The sequence below is a fragment of the Pseudomonas sp. Irchel 3A18 genome, from assembly GCF_900187465.1.
Lineage (GTDB): Bacteria > Pseudomonadota > Gammaproteobacteria > Pseudomonadales > Pseudomonadaceae > Aquipseudomonas > Aquipseudomonas cichorii.
In genome coordinates, this window is sequence record NZ_FYDI01000011.1 from 88,317 (window position 1) to 104,232 (window position 15,916).

Below are 15,916 nucleotides of genomic sequence, written 5' to 3' on the forward strand. Positions count from 1 at the left end.
TCCTCAGTTCTTGTCGCTATGGGTCATGGCGGTATAGAACAGCCACGAAACCAGCAGGATGATCAGGAAGTACACCAGCGAGAACGCTGCAGCCGGGCCAAGGTCGAACTGGCCGATAGCCATTTGCGTCAGGGTCTGGCTCAGGAAGGTCGTGGCATTGCCCGGCCCGCCGCCGGTGAGGACAAACGGCTCGGTATAGATCATGAAGCTGTCCATGAAGCGCAGCATCACCGCGATCAGCAGCACACTCTTCATTTTCGGCAACTGGATATGCCGGAACACGGCCCAGCTCGATGCCCGATCGATTCGCGCCGCCTGGTAGTACACATCAGGGATCGCTCGCAGCCCCGAGTAACACAGCAGCGCGACCAGTGACGTCCAGTGCCAGACGTCCATGACCAGCACCGTCACCCAGGCATCCATGGTGTTGGCGGCATAGTTGTAGCTGATGCCCATCTGATTGAGGCTCCAGCCCAGCAGACCGATATCGGCACGGCCGAAGATCTGCCAGATGGTGCCCACCACGTTCCAGGGAATCAGCAACGGTATGGTCATCACGATCAGGCACAGCGTCGACCAGCGCCCCTTGGTGGGCATGGTCAGGGCGATGGCAATACCCAAGGGGATTTCGATCAGCAGCACACAGCCCGAATAAATGAACTGACGCAGCAGCGAATCATGCAGGCGCGGGTCCTGCAGAACCTGGCGATACCAGTCAGCCCCCACGAAATAGCGGTTGGTCTGATCGAAAATGTCCTGCACCGAGTAATTGACCACGGTCATCATCGGCACGATGGCACTGAAGGCCACCAGCAGGAAAACCGGCAACACCAGCCACCAGGCCTTGTTGTTATGGACCTTGTTCATGGCGCACCCCGCTCAGGACCGGACTCAAGCAAGAAATCATCGGCATACAGCATCAGCCATTGCGCCGGGAAACTGATCCAGGCCTGGCCTTGTGGCACAGGCTTGTCTTCAGGCAGGCGCACCTTCAGGGTTTGCCCGGCCAGGGAAAGGGTCACGATCTTGTAGGTGCCAAGGTCCGCCACATGTACAACCTCAGCACACATCGCCTCTTCGTAAGGCCCATCCCAGACATGAATGAACTCCGGGCGAATGCCGATCTTCAGGCTGGTAAAAGGCGTGCGGGCAATCAACTGCTGCAAGGGGCCGGAGAGCGGCACCTGCACATCGCCAAACACCACACCGTCGCCCTGCGGCCGGACCTCGATCAGGTTCATGCCCGGACTGCCGATGAAGTAGCCGACAAAGGTGTGTCGTGGCTTCTCGAACAGCTCACGCGGCGTACCGAACTGCACGATCTGCCCGCCGTACATCACCGCGATCTTGTCGGCGAAGGTCGAGGCCTCCAGTTGATCGTGGGTGACGTAGACCATGGTGATATTGAACTGCTCGTGAATCTGCTTGAGCTTGCGGCGCAGCTTCCACTTCAGGTGCGGGTCGATCACCGTCAGCGGCTCATCGAACAGGATGGCCGAGACGTCATCGCGAACCAGCCCGCGCCCCATTGAAACCTTCTGCTTTTCGTCAGCCGTCAGGTTGCGCGCCTTCTTTTTCAGCAAAAGCTGCAAATCCAGGACTTCTGCGATTTCCTGCACCTTGGCCTGCACCCGCTTCTCGTCCAGCCCCTGATTGCGCAGCGGAAAGGCCAGGTTATCGAACACGGTCATGGTGTCGTAGACCACGGGGAACTGGAAAACCTGAGCGATGTTGCGGCGCTCGGGGCTCAGGTCATTGACCTCTTTGGAGTCGAACAGCACCTGCCCCTGGGAGGGGCTCAGCAGGCCGGAAATGATATTAAGCAAGGTCGACTTGCCGCACCCGGAAGGCCCGAGCAGCGCATAAGCGCCGCCCTGCTCCCAGATATGGGTCATTTCCCGGATGGCGTAATCGTCCGGCCCCGGATTGGCGCTGTAACTGTGGGCCAGGTTCTGCAAACGGATCTCGGCCATCAGGCAACCCTCGCCATGCGCAGACCGGGCGCCTGAATCAGGAGCCCCATCTGATCGAATACAAAGAGTTTATGGGTCGGGATATAGACCCGGATTGCGGCATCGACGTCATAGCCATGCACGCCGGGCAAATGCAGCACCAGGGCAAACAGCTCGTTGCGCACATGCAGAAAGGTTTCGGAACCGCTGATTTCCGCCAGCTCGACCGTCACCGCCAGCTCCAGGTCGTCATCGTTGGACGGCACCAGGCTCAAGTGGCTGGGCCGCACCCCAAAACGGTATTCACCGTCACCGATCCTGCGCAGGTCGGCATTGAGGGGGAAATGCACGAAATTGGCGAAACTGACTTCATTACCTTCGATGCGGCCGGGCATCAGGTTGATGGGCGGCTCGGAGAACAGTTCGGCCGCCAGCACGGTACTCGGCCTCTGATAGACCTCGGCCGCCTTGCCGGTCTGCACCACCCGCCCTTCGTGAAGAATGGTGGTCGTGCCACCCAGCGCCAGGGCCTCGTTGGGCTCGGTCGTGGCATAGATGGCGATGGTATGGCGGGCCGCGAACAGCTCGCGCATTTCCTGACGCAGCTCTTCTCGCAGCTTGTAGTCGAGGTTGACCAGCGGCTCATCGAACAGGATCAGCTCGGCATCCTTGACCAGCGCCCTGGCCATGGCCGTGCGCTGCTGTTGTCCGCCGGACAACTCCAGAGGATGACGCTGAAGGAATTTTTCGATGCGCAGCATCTTCGCGGTTTCCAGCACCCGGCTCTGGATAACCTCTTTGGACATGCCCGCCTGACGCAATGGCGAAGCGATATTCTCGAACACGGTCATGCTCGGGTAATTGATGAACTGCTGATAGACCATCGACACATTACGCTGGCGTACTGGCCTTTGGGTGACATCGACCCCGTTCATCAGCACCCGGCCAGTGTCGGGCTTGTCCAGACCCGCCATCAGGCGCATCAGGCTGGTCTTGCCGGACAGCGTGCGGCCCAGCAACACATTGAAGGACCCGGGCTCAAAACTCAGGGATGCGTCGTCGATCCATATCTGGCCATCGACTGCGCGACTGACGTGTTCCAACGTAAGTGACATGGCGTGCCCTTTGTTATTTTTTCTTGTCGGGGGTGCAGCTCAATACAGGTTACATAGAGCGACATTCGTGCCAGATCGCTGCATTTTCCTCAAAGGCCCGAGTTAGAGCGTCCGGCATTCATCACACCGGAAACGCACCTTCAGAGCTGAACAAAAGTGAACAAAAAAAGCTGAACACCTGAACACATTGAACATTGACTTTGAACAGCAGTGAACGACACTGGATGAACGCTTCGGGCACGGACGCTCCATGCAAGACCTAAAACAAAAACAACAAGGCACTCGCAGGATCCATGTTCATGGCCAATTCCAGTGCGTCACTTGCTCACGACATCATCATTCAGGACTCATGGACGCGCTGTCGGGACTTCGGTCTCAGTCATCAGTCGCGCCCCTCGTTCGGCGGGCTGCCGGGCGCGCAGGTTTCACAACTGCTGGAACGCCATAACGCTCTGGTGCAGACCACCCATCAGGAAGTGCTGCCGGTCTATGAAAACATCCTCAGCAACTCCAACTGTCTGATCCTGCTGGCCGACAATCACGGCCAGTTGCTCAAGTCATGGGGCACCCAGCGCTTCATCGATGCTTCGCAGACCCAGGGTTTCATGGCCGGGGCAAGCTGGAGCGAGCGCGGCGCGGGGACCAACGCCATTGGTACGGCGCTGGCCTGCGAACAGGCAGTGCATATCGAGCCGGACGAGCACTTTCTCAAAGCCAATCGCTTTATGACGGGCTCCGCATCACCGATATTCGATGCCGAGCGGCGCATGATTGCGATACTGGACGTCTCCAGCGACAGCTTCCTGCCGCCCTCTCACACGCTGGGCATGGTGAAGATGATGAGCCAGTCGGTGGAAAACCGGCTGATTCTCGACCAGTTTCGCGACAGCCATTTCCAGCTGACCTTCAATACCGGCCTGAACAATCTGGACAGCCAATGGGCGGGCCTGCTGATTTTCGACGAAAGCGGCACAATCCTCTGCGCCAATCGGCGGGCCGACAACCTGCTGGGCGTGCGGCTGACCGGCGTCAGTATCGAGGACCTGTTCAAATGCCCGATCCTGCAACTGCTCGGCGAAACCGAAGCACGCCCTTTCGCGCTGCATGCCTTTGGCAATAACCGCTTCCAGTGCCTGCTCAAGCGTCCACGGCGCAAACCGATCCAGTTATTGCAGCCGGTGCGGCCTGAGCAACCGGTCGCCCCACAACAAACCCTCGACCTGAACGCCATTGATCTGGGCGATGCAAAAGTCGAAAAAGCGGTTCGCCAGGCTCAACGGCTGCTGGAAAAAGACATCCCGCTGCTGATCCACGGCGAAACCGGGGTCGGCAAGGAAGTGTTCGTCAAAGCCCTGCATCTGGCCAGCTCTCGCGCCAGCCAGCCCATGATTGCCGTCAACTGCGCGGCGATTCCGGCCGAACTGGTGGAGTCGGAACTGTTTGGTTACACCAAAGGGGCTTTCACCGGCGCCCATCAGAAAGGCAGCATCGGTCTGATCCGCAAGGCCGATAAAGGCACACTGTTTCTCGACGAAATCGGCGACATGCCGATGGCAGTGCAAGCGCGTCTGTTGCGAGTGTTGCAGGAACGATGTGTCCAGCCACTGGGCAGCAGCGAGCTGTATCCGGTAGATATCCGCCTGATCTCGGCCACCAACCACAGCCTGCGCGAACGGGTACAAACAGGGCATTTCCGTCAGGACCTGTATTACCGGATCAGCGGGCTGAATATCGAGTTGCCGCCACTGCGCGAACGCACCGACAAACAGGCACTGGTGCAGCGCATCTGGGAGCGGCATCGCGAACCTCAGCAGCAGGCAGGGTTTTCCAGCGAGGTGCTTGACCTGTTCGAGCATCATCCGTGGCCAGGCAATCTTCGCCAGCTCAATAGCGTGATTCAGGTGGCCTTGGCGTTGGCAGACGAGCAGAAAATCACCTTCGAACATTTGCCGGAAGATTTCTTTCTGGATGCACAGCTGGATGAGGACAGAGACGAGCCTGTGGCGGTCTTGCAGCTAAAGGGGAGTTTTCCGTGTGCCGAAGACCTGAACCACCTGTTGCAGGCAGCCGGAGGCAATATTTCACAGCTGGCCAAGCGGTTGGGGGTTAGTCGCAATACGCTTTACAAGCGGTTGCGGGAGGTTCGTCAGTGAATTTGCATCGCAGTTCATCATGTGGGAGGCAGCAAGCTGCCTCCCACAGAGACCGAACTGAATTCGGCAACACGCGAAAGAACAAACAGGTCAGTCAGCCAGACGCCAGGTCGTTGCGCCTTTACCGTCTTCCAGCACAACGCCCATGGCGGTGAGCTGGTCGCGAATTCGGTCGGACTCGGCCCAGTTCTTGGCAGTGCGCGCATCCAGGCGCGCCTGGATCAGCGCTTCGACTTCAGCCGCATCGACACGCCCTTCGGCACCGGCGCGCAGGAAATCGTCCGCTTCGAGCTGCAACACACCCAGCACACTGGCCAGTTGCTTGAGACGTGCCGCCAGACCAGCCGCCGCGGCCTGATCGCTGTCACGAAGACGGTTGATCTCGCGCACCATCTCGAACAGCACGGCGCAGGCTTCAGGCGTACCGAAGTCGTCGTTCATGGCCGCAGTGAAACGCTCGACGAACGCCTCGCCACCCGCAGGCTCAGCCACCGGCAAGCCCTTGAGCGCGTGATAGAAACGCTCCAGCGCACTCTTGGACTCTTTCAGGCTGTCTTCGGAGTAGTTGATCGCGCTGCGATAGTGGCTCGATACCAGCAGGTAACGCACCACTTCCGGATGGTATTTATCCAGCACGTCGCGAATGGTGAAGAAGTTGTTCAAGGACTTCGACATCTTCTCGCCATTGATGCGAATCATGCCGCAGTGCATCCAGGCATTGGCGTAAGTCTTGCCAGTCGCTGCCTCGCTCTGGGCGATTTCGTTTTCATGGTGCGGAAATTCCAGGTCGCTGCCGCCACCATGAATATCAAACGTCTCACCCAGGCAGCAGGTGGACATTACCGAGCATTCGATATGCCAGCCCGGACGCCCAGGTCCCCATGGCGATTCCCAGCTAGGCTCGCCCGGCTTGACGCCTTTCCAGAGCACGAAGTCCAGCGGATCGTCCTTGGACTCGTCAACTTCGATACGCGCACCGATGCGCAGGTCTTCGATCTTCTTGCGCGACAGCTTGCCGTAGCCCAGAAACTTGCCGACGCGGTAATAAACGTCGCCATTGCCTGGAGCGTAGGCATACCCCTTGTCGATCAAGGTCTGGATCATGGCGTGCATGCCGTCGATATGATCGGTGGCACGCGGCTCCATGTCCGGCTTGAGGATGTTCAGACGCGCTTCATCCTCGTGCATGGCGTCGATCATGCGCGCCGTCAGCGCGTCGAACGATTCTCCGTTGTCACGGGCACGATTGATGATCTTGTCATCGATATCGGTGATGTTGCGCACATAGGTCAGATCGTAGCCGCTGAATCGCAACCAGCGGGTGACCAGATCGAAAGCCACCATGCTGCGCCCGTGGCCAAGATGGCAGAAGTCGTACACGGTCATCCCGCAGACGTACATCCGCACCTTGTTGCCATCCAGCGGCTTGAAGACTTCTTTGCTCTTGGTGAGCGTGTTGTAGATTGAAAGCACTGTCCTAACCTCAGCTCCAGGAATCCCGCAATGTCACTGTGCGGTTGAATACCGGACGACCTGGTTTCGAGTCCTTGATGTCCGCGCAGAAATAACCTTCGCGTTCAAACTGGAAACGGTCTTCCGGTTGCGCTTGCCCCAATGAAGGTTCAGCACGACAACCGGTCAGCACTTGCAGGGAGTCTGGATTGATGTTTTCCAGGAAGGTTGCGCCATCTTCAGCCTTGTCCGGCGTCGGGGAGCGGAACAGGCGGTCGTACAGGCGAACTTCACACTCGACGCTCGCGTCCGCCGGTACCCAGTGAATCACGCCCTTGACCTTGCGGCCTTCAGGGTTCTTGCCCAGGGTGTCAGGGTCGTAGGAGCAACGCAGCTCGACGATATTACCGTCGGCATCCTTGATGGCTTCGTCGGCACGGATCACATAGCTGCCGCGCAGGCGCACTTCACCGGCTGGCTCCAGGCGCTTGTAGCCTTTTGGCGGCTCTTCCATGTAATCGTCGCGATCGATGTAGATCTCGCGAGCGAATGGCAGCTCACGCACGCCCAGGTCTTCCTTGGGGTGACGTGGCAGTTCAAGCTTCTCGACCTGACCTTCCGGATAGTTGGTGATCACGACTTTCAACGGGCGCAGCACGCACATGGCGCGTGGCGCGTTGCGGTCCAGATCGTCACGGATGCTGAATTCGAGCATCGCGAAGTCCACTACGCCGTCGGAACGGTTGGTGCCGACCATTTCGCAGAAATTGCGGATCGACGCCGGCGTGTAGCCACGACGACGGAAGCCCGACAGGGTGGACATGCGCGGGTCGTCCCAGCCACTGACGTGCTTTTCATCGACCAGTTGCTTGAGCTTGCGCTTGCTGGTGACGGTGTAGCTCAGGTTCAGACGCGAAAATTCGTACTGACGTGGCTTGCACGGCACCGGCAGGTTGTCCAGGAACCAGTCATACAGCGGACGGTGGCCTTCGAATTCCAGCGTGCAGATCGAATGGGTAATGCCTTCGATGGCATCGGACTGACCGTGGGTGAAGTCATAGTTGGGGTAGATGCACCACTTGTCGCCAGTCTGGTGGTGATGAGCATGACGGATGCGGTACAGGATCGGGTCGCGCAGGTTCATGTTCGGCGAAGCCATGTCGATCTTGGCGCGCAGTACGCGGGCGCCGTCCTCGAACTCACCGGCTTTCATGCGGGCGAACAGGTCCAGGTTTTCCTCGACGCTGCGCTCACGGAACGGGCTGTTCTTGCCCGGCTCGGTCAGGCTGCCACGGTACTCGCGGGCCTGCTCGGGGGTCAGGTCGTCGACGTAGGCCTTGCCCGACTTGATCAGCTCTACAGCCCAGTCGTGCAACTGGTCAAAATACTGCGAGGCATAGCGCACTTCGCCCGCCCACTCGAAGCCCAGCCACTTGACGTCACTCATGATGGCGTCGATGTATTCCTGGTCTTCCTTGGCCGGGTTGGTGTCGTCGAAACGCAGATGCGTCGCGCCACCGAATTCATTGGCCAGACCAAAGTTCACACAGATCGACTTGGCATGACCAATATGCAGATAGCCGTTGGGCTCCGGCGGAAAGCGGGTCACGATTTGGGTGTGCTTGCCTGAATCCAGGTCTGCCTGCACGATCGGACGCAGGAAATTGGTAGGGACGACAGGGCCTGCCTTTGAATTCGCAGCGGGTTCTGGAGTGGGCTTGCTCATAGGATCCTTGGACATACAAGTGCGCGGCCAGGGTAGGCCGACTAAATCAAAGCGCTTATCATAGCCGAAGCTGTCAAGCCCCTGACAACAGAGTGCGCATTTGAGGGTGATAAAAGCAGCAAAATACCTGAAATATGTAACCACCCCTGTAAACTGCACGTCAGGGTAATACCGCGCCCATTCACGAATGCCAAGAGAGCGAGTAAGCATGTCCAAAGTAAAATTGACCACCAACCACGGCGATATCGTTCTGCAACTGAACGCAGAGAAGGCTCCGCTCACCGTTGCCAACTTTATCGAATACGTTAACGCTGGCCATTACAGCAACACCATCTTTCACCGTGTCATCCCTAACTTCATGATCCAGGGCGGCGGTTTCGAGCCGGGCATGAAAGAGAAGAAAGACAAGCGCCCAAGCATTCAGAACGAAGCCAACAACGGCCTGCTGAACAAGAAGTACAGCGTTGCCATGGCCCGTACCATGGAGCCGCATTCGGCATCCGCCCAGTTCTTCATCAACGTGGCTGACAACAGCTTCCTGAACCACAGCGCACCGACCGTTCAAGGCTGGGGCTATGCCGTGTTCGGTGAAGTGATCGAAGGCAGCGAAGTGGTCGACAAGATCAAAGGCGTTTCAACCACCAGCAAATCCGGCCACCAGGACGTACCGTCCGAAGACGTCATCATCGAGAAAGCAGAGATCGTTGAGTGATACTGCTGATCTCCGACCTGCATCTTGAGGAAAAGCGCCCGGATATTACCCGGGCGTTTCTGGATCTACTCTCTGGCCGGGCTCGCCAGGCCAAGGCGCTGTATATCCTCGGGGACTTCTTCGAGGTCTGGGTCGGCGACGACGCCATGTCGCCGTTCCAGAGTTCGATCTGCCAGGCCCTGCGCGAACTGAGCGACAGTGGCACTCAGATTTTCCTGATGCACGGCAACCGGGATTTCATGATCGGCAAGGCGTTCTGCAAGGCGGCTGGCTGCACCTTCCTGAACGACCCGAGCGTGGTTGCGCTAAACGGTGAGCCGGTACTGTTGATGCACGGCGACAGCCTGTGTACACGCGACGAAGGCTACATACGGATGCGCCGTTACCTGCGCAACCCGCTGACCTTGTGGATATTGCGGCATCTCCCTTTGAATACCCGGCACAAGCTGGCGCGTAAGCTGCGCAATGAAAGCCGTGTGAAAACCCGCATGAAAGCCAATGACATCGTCGATGTCACACCCGAGTTCATTCCCCAGGTGATGGAGCAATATGGCGTCCGCACACTGATTCACGGACACACCCATCGCCCGGCCATTCATAAGTTGCAGATCGGCGACCAGACCGCACAACGCATCGTGTTGGGCGACTGGGACCGTCAAGGCTGGGCCTTGCAGGTGGACGAACAGGGCTTCTCCCTGAACGCCTTCGACTTCCCGCCTGAGCAGATGACACTGCTGAACTGAATCTGCTCAGTGGGAGGGAGCTTGCTCGCGACGGGGCCGGGAAATGAGAAAGAAACTCATCACCCTCCAGACCCTCTTCGCGACCAAGGTCGCTCCCATAGACTGAACTGCCCCCAGACTTATCCAACCCTTGGGGGGCAGTCCGACCAAGCTATTTAATGACCGCCCGGCGCGGCCTTGGCGGCAAACGGCGGTTTGGCCAGCCAGACCAGCAGAATCAACCCCGCAAACACCCAGCCCAGCATGTAGAAGTAATCCACCGTGGACATCATGTAAGCCTGGCTGTTGAGGGTCTGCTCCAGTTGCGCATAAGCCTGTGGGCTTGCGCCGCCCAGGCTGTTGAGTGCGTCGCGGGTAGCAGGGTCGAAGGTGCTGATGTTTTCACTCAGGTAGGCATGATGCTGATCGGCGCGACGAATCCATATCCAGGTCGTGAGGGATGCCGCAAAGCTGCCACCCAGCGTCCTGAGGAATGTCGCAAGACCCGAACCGTCGGCGATCTGCTGAGGTGGCAAGTCCGAGAGCAGGATGCTCAAGGTCGGCATGAAAAACAGCGCCACGCCGATCCCCATGAACAACTGCACCAGCGCCACATGCTCGAAATCCACCTCGTTGGTGAACCCAGCCCGCATGAAGCAACTCAGGCCCATAGCCAGAAATGCCAGTCCGGCCAGCAGACGCAGGTCGAACTTGTGGGCATATTTACCAACGAAGGGCGACATCAGCACCGGCAGGATACCGATAGGCGCCACCGCCAGTCCGGCCCAGGTTGCGGTGTAGCCCATCTGGGTCTGCAACCATTGAGGCAGCAGCAGGTTGATCCCGAAGAAGCCGGAGTAACCACCGACCAGCACCAGAGTACCGATCCGGAAGTTGCGGTAGGCAAACAGCCGCAGATTGACGATGGGATGCTTGTCGGTCATTTCCCAGATCACGAACACCGACAACGCCACAATGGAAATCACCGAGCCGATCACAATGAAGTTCGACTCGAACCAGTCCATGTCATTGCCCTTGTCCAGGACGATCTGCAATGCCCCAACCCCAATGATCAGGGTCAGCAGCCCGACGTAATCCATGGGCTGACGGCTGGTGCTCACCGGACGCTTGGCCATTTGCGTACGCACCACCCACACCGCAAACAGGCCGATGGGAACGTTGATGAAGAAAATCCACGGCCAGCTGTAACTGTCGGTGATCCAGCCGCCCAGAATCGGCCCGGCAATCGGTGCAACCACCGTAACCATGGCCAGCAGCGCCAGCGCCATCCCCCTTTTAGCGGGCGGATACACCGCGATCAACAGGGTCTGGGTCATGGGATAAAGGGGCCCGGCGACCACGCCTTGAAGAACCCGGAAGCCCACCAGCTCCGGCATCGACTGGGAAATCCCGCACAGAAACGAAGCCAGCACGAACAGCAGGGTCGCCCACAGGAACAGCTTGACCTCACCGAAACGGCGGCTCAGCCAGCCAGTCAGTGGCAAGGCAATCGCGTTGCTGACGGCAAACGACGTGATGACCCAGGTGCCCTGCTCCGAACTCACGCCCAGATTCCCGGAAATGGTCGGCAAGGCAACGTTGGCAATGGTGGTATCGAGGACCTGCATGAAGGTCGCCAGGGACAGGCCGATGGTGCACATCAACAGGCTGGGCGGCGTAAATGAGGCCGGGGCGTTGTTACTCATCGCAAATCCCTTGAAACTGAAATGCTGCCCCGACCTGAAGGACGGGGCGTGCGGATTGGCGGATCAGCGCTGCGCAGTGGCTTTGCTGTTGGCGGCGCTGTTGTCATGGATCAGGCGCGCGATCATGGCGTCGGCATCGGCCAGTTGCTCGGCATAGATGTTGGTGCTGAAGCTCGCCTTTTTCGGCGGTTGCTGAGCCAGTACCGGACCACTCTGGTCATGCAGATTGACATCAACCGTAGTGGACAGGCCGATCCGCAGCGGGTTGTTCGCCAGCTCATCGGGGTTGATGTGAATCCGCACCGGCACGCGCTGGACGATCTTGATCCAGTTGCCGGTGGCGTTCTGGGCTGGCAGCAGAGCGAAGGCACTCCCGGTCCCTGCACCCAGGCTGTCGATGGTGCCGCTGTATTTCACATGGCTGCCGTACAGGTCCGAGGTGATCTCCACCGGCTGGCCAATGCGCATATTGCCCAGTTGCGTCTCTTTGAAATTCGCGTCGATCCACAGCTGATCCAGCGGAATCACCGCCATGGTTGCAGTGCCCGGCTGAATCCGCTGGCCCAGTTGCACGGTACGCTTGGCCACATAACCGGTCACCGGCGACACAACCGTCGTGCGGGCATCGGCCAGATACGCCTGACGCAGTTGCGCAGCGGCAGCTTTCACGTCGGGGTGAGAAGAAACGACGGTGTCATCCACCAGCGCAACGCTGCTGGCCAGTTGCTGCTGAACATTGCTCAACGAACTTTGCGCGCTGGTCAGGTCATCCTTGGCGTGGGACAGCTCTTCCTGGGAAATCGCCCCGCTCGCCGCCAGGCTCCGGCGACGGTTGTAGTTGTCCTGGGCCTTCTGCACTTCGGCACGTTGCGCAGCCAGTTGCGCCTTCATGCCATCGACATTGCTGTAAAGCCCGCGCACCTGGCGCACGACCTTGGCCAGATTGGCCTCGGCGCTTTGCAGGCTGACTTCAGCGTCGCTGGGGTCGAACTTGATCAGGACCTGGCCTTCACGCACCAGATCACCGTCATCAGCACCGATACTGATGACCGTGCCGGTAGTCAGCGGGGTGATTTCGACGACGTTGCCATTCACATAGGCGTCATCGGTACTTTCGCTCCAGCGGCCATAAAACTCATGCCAGGCCCAGACCGCCGCACCGCCAAGGATGACGATCAGGGCGAGCACCAACAGCATGAATGTGCGCTTGCCCGGATTTGCATCTTCGGGCGAGCTGGCAGATGGTTTTTCAGTAGCGGCAGTAGCCATGACGAGTACCTGTAGTCGGTGAAGCAGTAATTGCGGGATATCGAGGTTTACCGGGGATGTCGGCGGTGGCCGTTCACTTCGCCCCGGTGGACTTGAAGCTCAGGCGCGTGAGGGTGATGTGGTCGTCGGCGGCCACCAGCACCTTGGTCAGGATTCGCTCAAGGGTTGCGACTTCTTCCTTGTCCAGAACGGCAAAGGTGTCGTTCATCGCGTCGGCACCGATCTGCGGCAGCAGGTCCGAGAGTTTCTGTCCCTGCCCGGTCAACGCCACATGCACCTGGCGTCGGTCGGCTGCCGAACGGGTGCGCACGATCAGCCCCTTTTGTTCCAGACGATCGAGCATGCGCGTCATGGAGCCGCTGTCCAGAGACAGGTGCCGACACAATTCGACGGGGGTATCGAGGGCGAACTGGGAAATGATGATCAGCACCTTGAACTGCGAGAAGGTGACGTCATAAGGCAGCAAATACTTGTCCAGCATGCGGTCCTTGAGAGCATTGGTACGACCGACCAACAGGCCCATCAGGCTGGAATCGAAATTCTCGGACGTGAAATGTTTCAAAGGATCACCATAAAAGCTGCTTAGGCAGTGATGTGGCGATATTACTGCCTAAGCAGCTAATGTCAAAACATTTGTTAGCTGGCTAACAATATCTTCATAAAAAAAACGACCGCTGGTAAGAGTCGGTCGTTTTTGGGGAGCAGGTGAAAAATCAGGCCGCGGCAGGCACACCGCTGTGGAAGCGGAACTCCTCGTCCGGACTTTCGATCAATTCACACTCGGCATGGCGAATCTCTTCAATCTTGGCGTCAACATCGGCTTTATCGCCATAGGTATAGGCCAGCTTCAAGTAGTCCTGAAAATGCCGGGCCTCGGACTTCAACAGCCCACCGTAAAACTTGGCAAGCTCTTCGTCCAGATGCGGCACCAGCGCTGCGAAGCGCTCGCAGGAGCGTGCTTCAACAATGGCACCCACAATCAGGGCGTCAGTCAGCCGGTAGGGATTGTGGTTGCGCACCAGCTTGCGCAATGCCCCCGCATAACGCGCCGAACTGACGTTGGCCATCGGGATTTCGCGCTTGCGGATGATGCTCAGCACCTGCTCGAAATGCCGAAGCTCTTCACGGGCCAGGCGCGACATCTTGCTCAGCAGGTCGAATTTGTCGTTGTACTGGAACATGAACTGAAACGCCGCCCCGGCCGCCTTTTTCTCGTTGTTCGCATGATCGATCAACAGAATGTCCAGATTGCGCAAAGCGGCCTGAACCCAACTGTCAGGCGTGCGGCACAGCAGAAAGGCTTCGATTTCGGGGATCGGGTACATAAGCTCACAGATAGCGGGTTTGCAAGGTCGCGCATTATACGAGGGGTGCGCGCCCGGGGCGACAGAAATGCTGTGATCCAGATCAAGCGACGACCCGATGCACTGCAACTATAGTTGTGGAGCACAACTTGCCTTGTGGAGATTAGCCCCATGCAGTCTATTCGCAGCATCCTGGTGGTCATCGATCCCAACCACGCCGACAGCCTGGCCCTCAAGCGCGCGAAACTGATTGCCGGGGTTACTCAGGCTCATCTGCACCTGCTGATCTGTGACAAGGATCATCCCCATACGCAACAACTCAACGAACTGAAAAGAAACCTTCAGGAAGAAGGCTTCACCGCCAGCGCGGAACAGCACTGGGAAGAGTCCACCCACAAGACCATCTGCAAGGTGCAACAAACCGAAGGCTGCGGCCTGGTCATCAAGCAACACCTGCCGGACAACCCGCTGAAAAAGGCCCTGCTCACTCCCGACGACTGGAAACTGCTGCGTTATTGCCCAAGCCCGGTGCTGATGGTCAAGACGTCAAGGCCCTGGACAGGCGGCGTGATTCTCGCGGCTGTGGATGTCGGCAATGCGGATGAAGAACACAAGACGCTGCATTACAGCATCGTCGATCACGGCTATGACATTGCAGCACTGGCCAAGGGGCACTTGCACGTCATAAGCGCCCATCCGTCGCCCATGCTGTCGGCTGCCGACCCGATCTACCAGCTCAAGGAAAGCATCGAAACCCGATACCGGGAGCAATGCCAGGCGTTCCAGACGGAATTCGATATCGACGACAGCCACCTGCACATCGCAGAGGGTCCGGCTGATGTGCTGATTCCCTTTACGGCCCACCAGCTCGACGCAGTGGTCACCATCATCGGCACCGTGGCGCGTACCGGTCTTTCAGGCGCACTGATCGGCAACACCGCCGAAGTGGTACTCGACTCGCTGGAAAGTGATGTGCTGGTGCTCAAGACCGAGGAGATCATCCGGCATCTGGAGGAGAGGTTTGATGAATGATCACCGGCTCCCACGGCAGGAAAATCTCAATCCCCGAGCGCATCCTTCAGGAACCCCGGCGCGATATATCGCTGGTAATGGGCTTCGGACAGCAGGAAAAACTCACGGTCGATAGCATCGCGCAATTCAGGCAGTGCCCAGTCGCGAAACTCCGGCAGCAGCACGAAGCCATAAGCCTCGACCTGATTGATGACCCGCGCACCGCGAGCGATCAATTGATAGGCCCAGCAATATTCGGACTGATGGGCCACAAAGCGGATCTTGCGCTGGACGAGTTGCATGCGCAGCTTCTCGACATCGAAGACTTCGAGCTTGGCCGCCATCACCTGGACCAGCAGTTGCTCCAGGCGCAGCCAGACCGCTCTTTTCTCGTCTTCGTTGTAGCCATTCCAGTTGACCACCTCATGGTGGAAACGCTTGCAGCCACGGCACACCAGGTCCCCATAAACAGTGGAGCAAAGGCCGACACAAGGCGTTTTGATGATTTGATCAGGCATGGCTGGCAGGACAAGGGCAGGCGAAACGAGAAGGCATGTTAGCCCTTTGTCTAACAAGGGTCACCCCCGAAGATGTAGGGTCTAACTTACCTTTAGCGAAGTTTTGCCGTAGAATCGTCGAGCCTTAGAAGGCGCCAATGTCCGTTAGAAGCTGTTTTCAAAGCGTCACGAGCACAGTCAAGTTAATCCCGCAGTACGGTGTCGACAGGCCATTCCCTCATCACGAATGGCCGTGTCGACCTGACATCCCCCCCGTCCTGCAGGCGTAAAACTTTG

14 protein-coding genes are annotated in these 15,916 nt (G+C 58.4%); 4 read left to right on the forward strand and 10 right to left on the reverse strand.

Annotation, left to right across the window (positions count from 1 at the left end; all coding sequences use genetic code 11):
• Window positions 1–3: 3 nt before the first annotated feature.
• Genes CKW23_RS19730 through CKW23_RS19740 form a run of 3 tightly spaced genes read right to left on the reverse strand, consistent with a single transcriptional unit; the run spans window position 4 to window position 3,067 of the window.
• Window positions 4–867 (reverse strand): carbohydrate ABC transporter permease, encoded by an 864-nt coding sequence (locus tag CKW23_RS19730; RefSeq protein ID WP_025259217.1) that lies wholly within the window; start codon window positions 865–867, stop codon window positions 4–6.
• Complete coding sequence (locus CKW23_RS19735; protein ID WP_025259216.1) at window positions 864–1,973, reverse strand: ABC transporter ATP-binding protein; 1,110 nt, start codon at window positions 1,971–1,973, stop codon at window positions 864–866. The genes CKW23_RS19730 and CKW23_RS19735 overlap by 4 nt, the downstream gene beginning before the upstream one ends.
• Window positions 1,973–3,067, reverse strand: coding sequence for an ABC transporter ATP-binding protein (locus CKW23_RS19740; protein WP_025259215.1), 1,095 nt, complete (start codon window positions 3,065–3,067; stop codon window positions 1,973–1,975). The genes CKW23_RS19735 and CKW23_RS19740 overlap by 1 nt, the downstream gene beginning before the upstream one ends.
• Before the next feature lie 299 nt (window positions 3,068–3,366).
• Between CKW23_RS19740 and CKW23_RS19745 the strand changes: the two genes are divergently transcribed.
• Window positions 3,367–5,220, forward strand: coding sequence for a sigma-54-dependent Fis family transcriptional regulator (locus CKW23_RS19745; RefSeq protein ID WP_025259214.1), 1,854 nt, complete (start codon window positions 3,367–3,369; stop codon window positions 5,218–5,220).
• Window positions 5,221–5,310: 90 nt separating this feature from the next.
• Here the strand turns inward: CKW23_RS19745 and cysS are convergent, their stop codons facing one another.
• Window positions 5,311–6,693: a cysteine--tRNA ligase gene (gene cysS, locus CKW23_RS19750; RefSeq protein WP_025259213.1), complete on the reverse strand. Its 1,383-nt coding sequence runs from the start codon at window positions 6,691–6,693 to the stop codon at window positions 5,311–5,313.
• 10 nt (window positions 6,694–6,703) lie between these two features.
• Window positions 6,704–8,398 carry a glutamine--tRNA ligase/YqeY domain fusion protein gene (locus CKW23_RS19755; protein WP_025259212.1) on the reverse strand — a complete coding sequence of 565 codons (1,695 nt, stop codon included), beginning with the start codon at window positions 8,396–8,398 and terminating at the stop codon, window positions 6,704–6,706.
• A gap of 208 nt (window positions 8,399–8,606) precedes the next feature.
• Between CKW23_RS19755 and CKW23_RS19760 the strand changes: the two genes are divergently transcribed.
• Window positions 8,607–9,110, forward strand: a complete 504-nt coding sequence (locus CKW23_RS19760) for a peptidylprolyl isomerase (protein ID WP_095068170.1) — start codon at window positions 8,607–8,609, stop codon at window positions 9,108–9,110.
• A complete protein-coding gene (gene lpxH / locus CKW23_RS19765) occupies window positions 9,107–9,853 on the forward strand; it encodes a UDP-2,3-diacylglucosamine diphosphatase (RefSeq protein ID WP_025259210.1) in 747 nt (248 codons plus the stop codon). Before CKW23_RS19760 ends, lpxH begins: the two co-directional genes overlap by 4 nt.
• Window positions 9,854–10,008: 155 nt before the next feature.
• Here the strand turns inward: lpxH and CKW23_RS19770 are convergent, their stop codons facing one another.
• The 4 genes from CKW23_RS19770 to CKW23_RS19785 all read right to left on the reverse strand — a co-directional run bounded on the left by CKW23_RS19770 (window position 10,009) and on the right by CKW23_RS19785 (window position 14,132).
• Complete coding sequence (locus CKW23_RS19770; RefSeq protein WP_025259209.1) at window positions 10,009–11,538, reverse strand: DHA2 family efflux MFS transporter permease subunit; 1,530 nt, start codon at window positions 11,536–11,538, stop codon at window positions 10,009–10,011.
• Window positions 11,539–11,601: 63 nt separating this feature from the next.
• On the reverse strand, window positions 11,602–12,807 hold the full coding sequence (locus CKW23_RS19775; RefSeq protein ID WP_025259208.1) for an HlyD family efflux transporter periplasmic adaptor subunit: 1,206 nt from the start codon (window positions 12,805–12,807) through the stop codon (window positions 11,602–11,604).
• 73 nt (window positions 12,808–12,880) lie between these two features.
• Window positions 12,881–13,369, reverse strand: a complete 489-nt coding sequence (locus tag CKW23_RS19780) for a MarR family winged helix-turn-helix transcriptional regulator (RefSeq protein WP_025259207.1) — start codon at window positions 13,367–13,369, stop codon at window positions 12,881–12,883.
• A gap of 151 nt (window positions 13,370–13,520) precedes the next feature.
• The gene (locus CKW23_RS19785; protein WP_025259206.1) at window positions 13,521–14,132 is read right to left on the reverse strand and encodes a tRNA-(ms[2]io[6]A)-hydroxylase; all 612 of its coding nucleotides are present in this window, start codon (window positions 14,130–14,132) and stop codon (window positions 13,521–13,523) included.
• A gap of 150 nt (window positions 14,133–14,282) precedes the next feature.
• On the opposite strand from CKW23_RS19785, the gene CKW23_RS19790 reads away from it, so the two are divergent.
• Complete coding sequence (locus CKW23_RS19790) at window positions 14,283–15,143, forward strand: universal stress protein (RefSeq protein ID WP_025259205.1); 861 nt, start codon at window positions 14,283–14,285, stop codon at window positions 15,141–15,143.
• A gap of 26 nt (window positions 15,144–15,169) precedes the next feature.
• Here the strand turns inward: CKW23_RS19790 and CKW23_RS19795 are convergent, their stop codons facing one another.
• Window positions 15,170–15,640, reverse strand: coding sequence for a DUF1289 domain-containing protein (locus CKW23_RS19795; protein ID WP_025259204.1), 471 nt, complete (start codon window positions 15,638–15,640; stop codon window positions 15,170–15,172).
• Window positions 15,641–15,916 lie beyond the last annotated feature (276 nt).

Bases quoted from the DNA above. Each gene is read 5' to 3' on its own strand.
- CKW23_RS19730 (WP_025259217.1), bottom strand. From the start codon at position 867: ATGAACAAGGTCCATAACAACAAGGCCTGGTGGCTGGTGTTGCCGGTT.
- CKW23_RS19735 (WP_025259216.1), bottom strand. From the start codon at position 1,973: ATGGCCGAGATCCGTTTGCAGAACCTGGCCCACAGTTACAGCGCCAAT.
- CKW23_RS19740 (WP_025259215.1), bottom strand. From the start codon at position 3,067: ATGTCACTTACGTTGGAACACGTCAGTCGCGCAGTCGATGGCCAGATA.
- CKW23_RS19745 (WP_025259214.1), top strand. From the start codon at position 3,367: ATGGCCAATTCCAGTGCGTCACTTGCTCACGACATCATCATTCAGGAC.
- CKW23_RS19755 (WP_025259212.1), bottom strand. From the start codon at position 8,398: ATGAGCAAGCCCACTCCAGAACCCGCTGCGAATTCAAAGGCAGGCCCT.
- CKW23_RS19760 (WP_095068170.1), top strand. From the start codon at position 8,607: ATGTCCAAAGTAAAATTGACCACCAACCACGGCGATATCGTTCTGCAA.
- CKW23_RS19770 (WP_025259209.1), bottom strand. From the start codon at position 11,538: ATGAGTAACAACGCCCCGGCCTCATTTACGCCGCCCAGCCTGTTGATG.
- CKW23_RS19775 (WP_025259208.1), bottom strand. From the start codon at position 12,807: ATGGCTACTGCCGCTACTGAAAAACCATCTGCCAGCTCGCCCGAAGAT.
- CKW23_RS19785 (WP_025259206.1), bottom strand. From the start codon at position 14,132: ATGTACCCGATCCCCGAAATCGAAGCCTTTCTGCTGTGCCGCACGCCT.
- CKW23_RS19790 (WP_025259205.1), top strand. From the start codon at position 14,283: ATGCAGTCTATTCGCAGCATCCTGGTGGTCATCGATCCCAACCACGCC.
- CKW23_RS19795 (WP_025259204.1), bottom strand. From the start codon at position 15,640: ATGCCTGATCAAATCATCAAAACGCCTTGTGTCGGCCTTTGCTCCACT.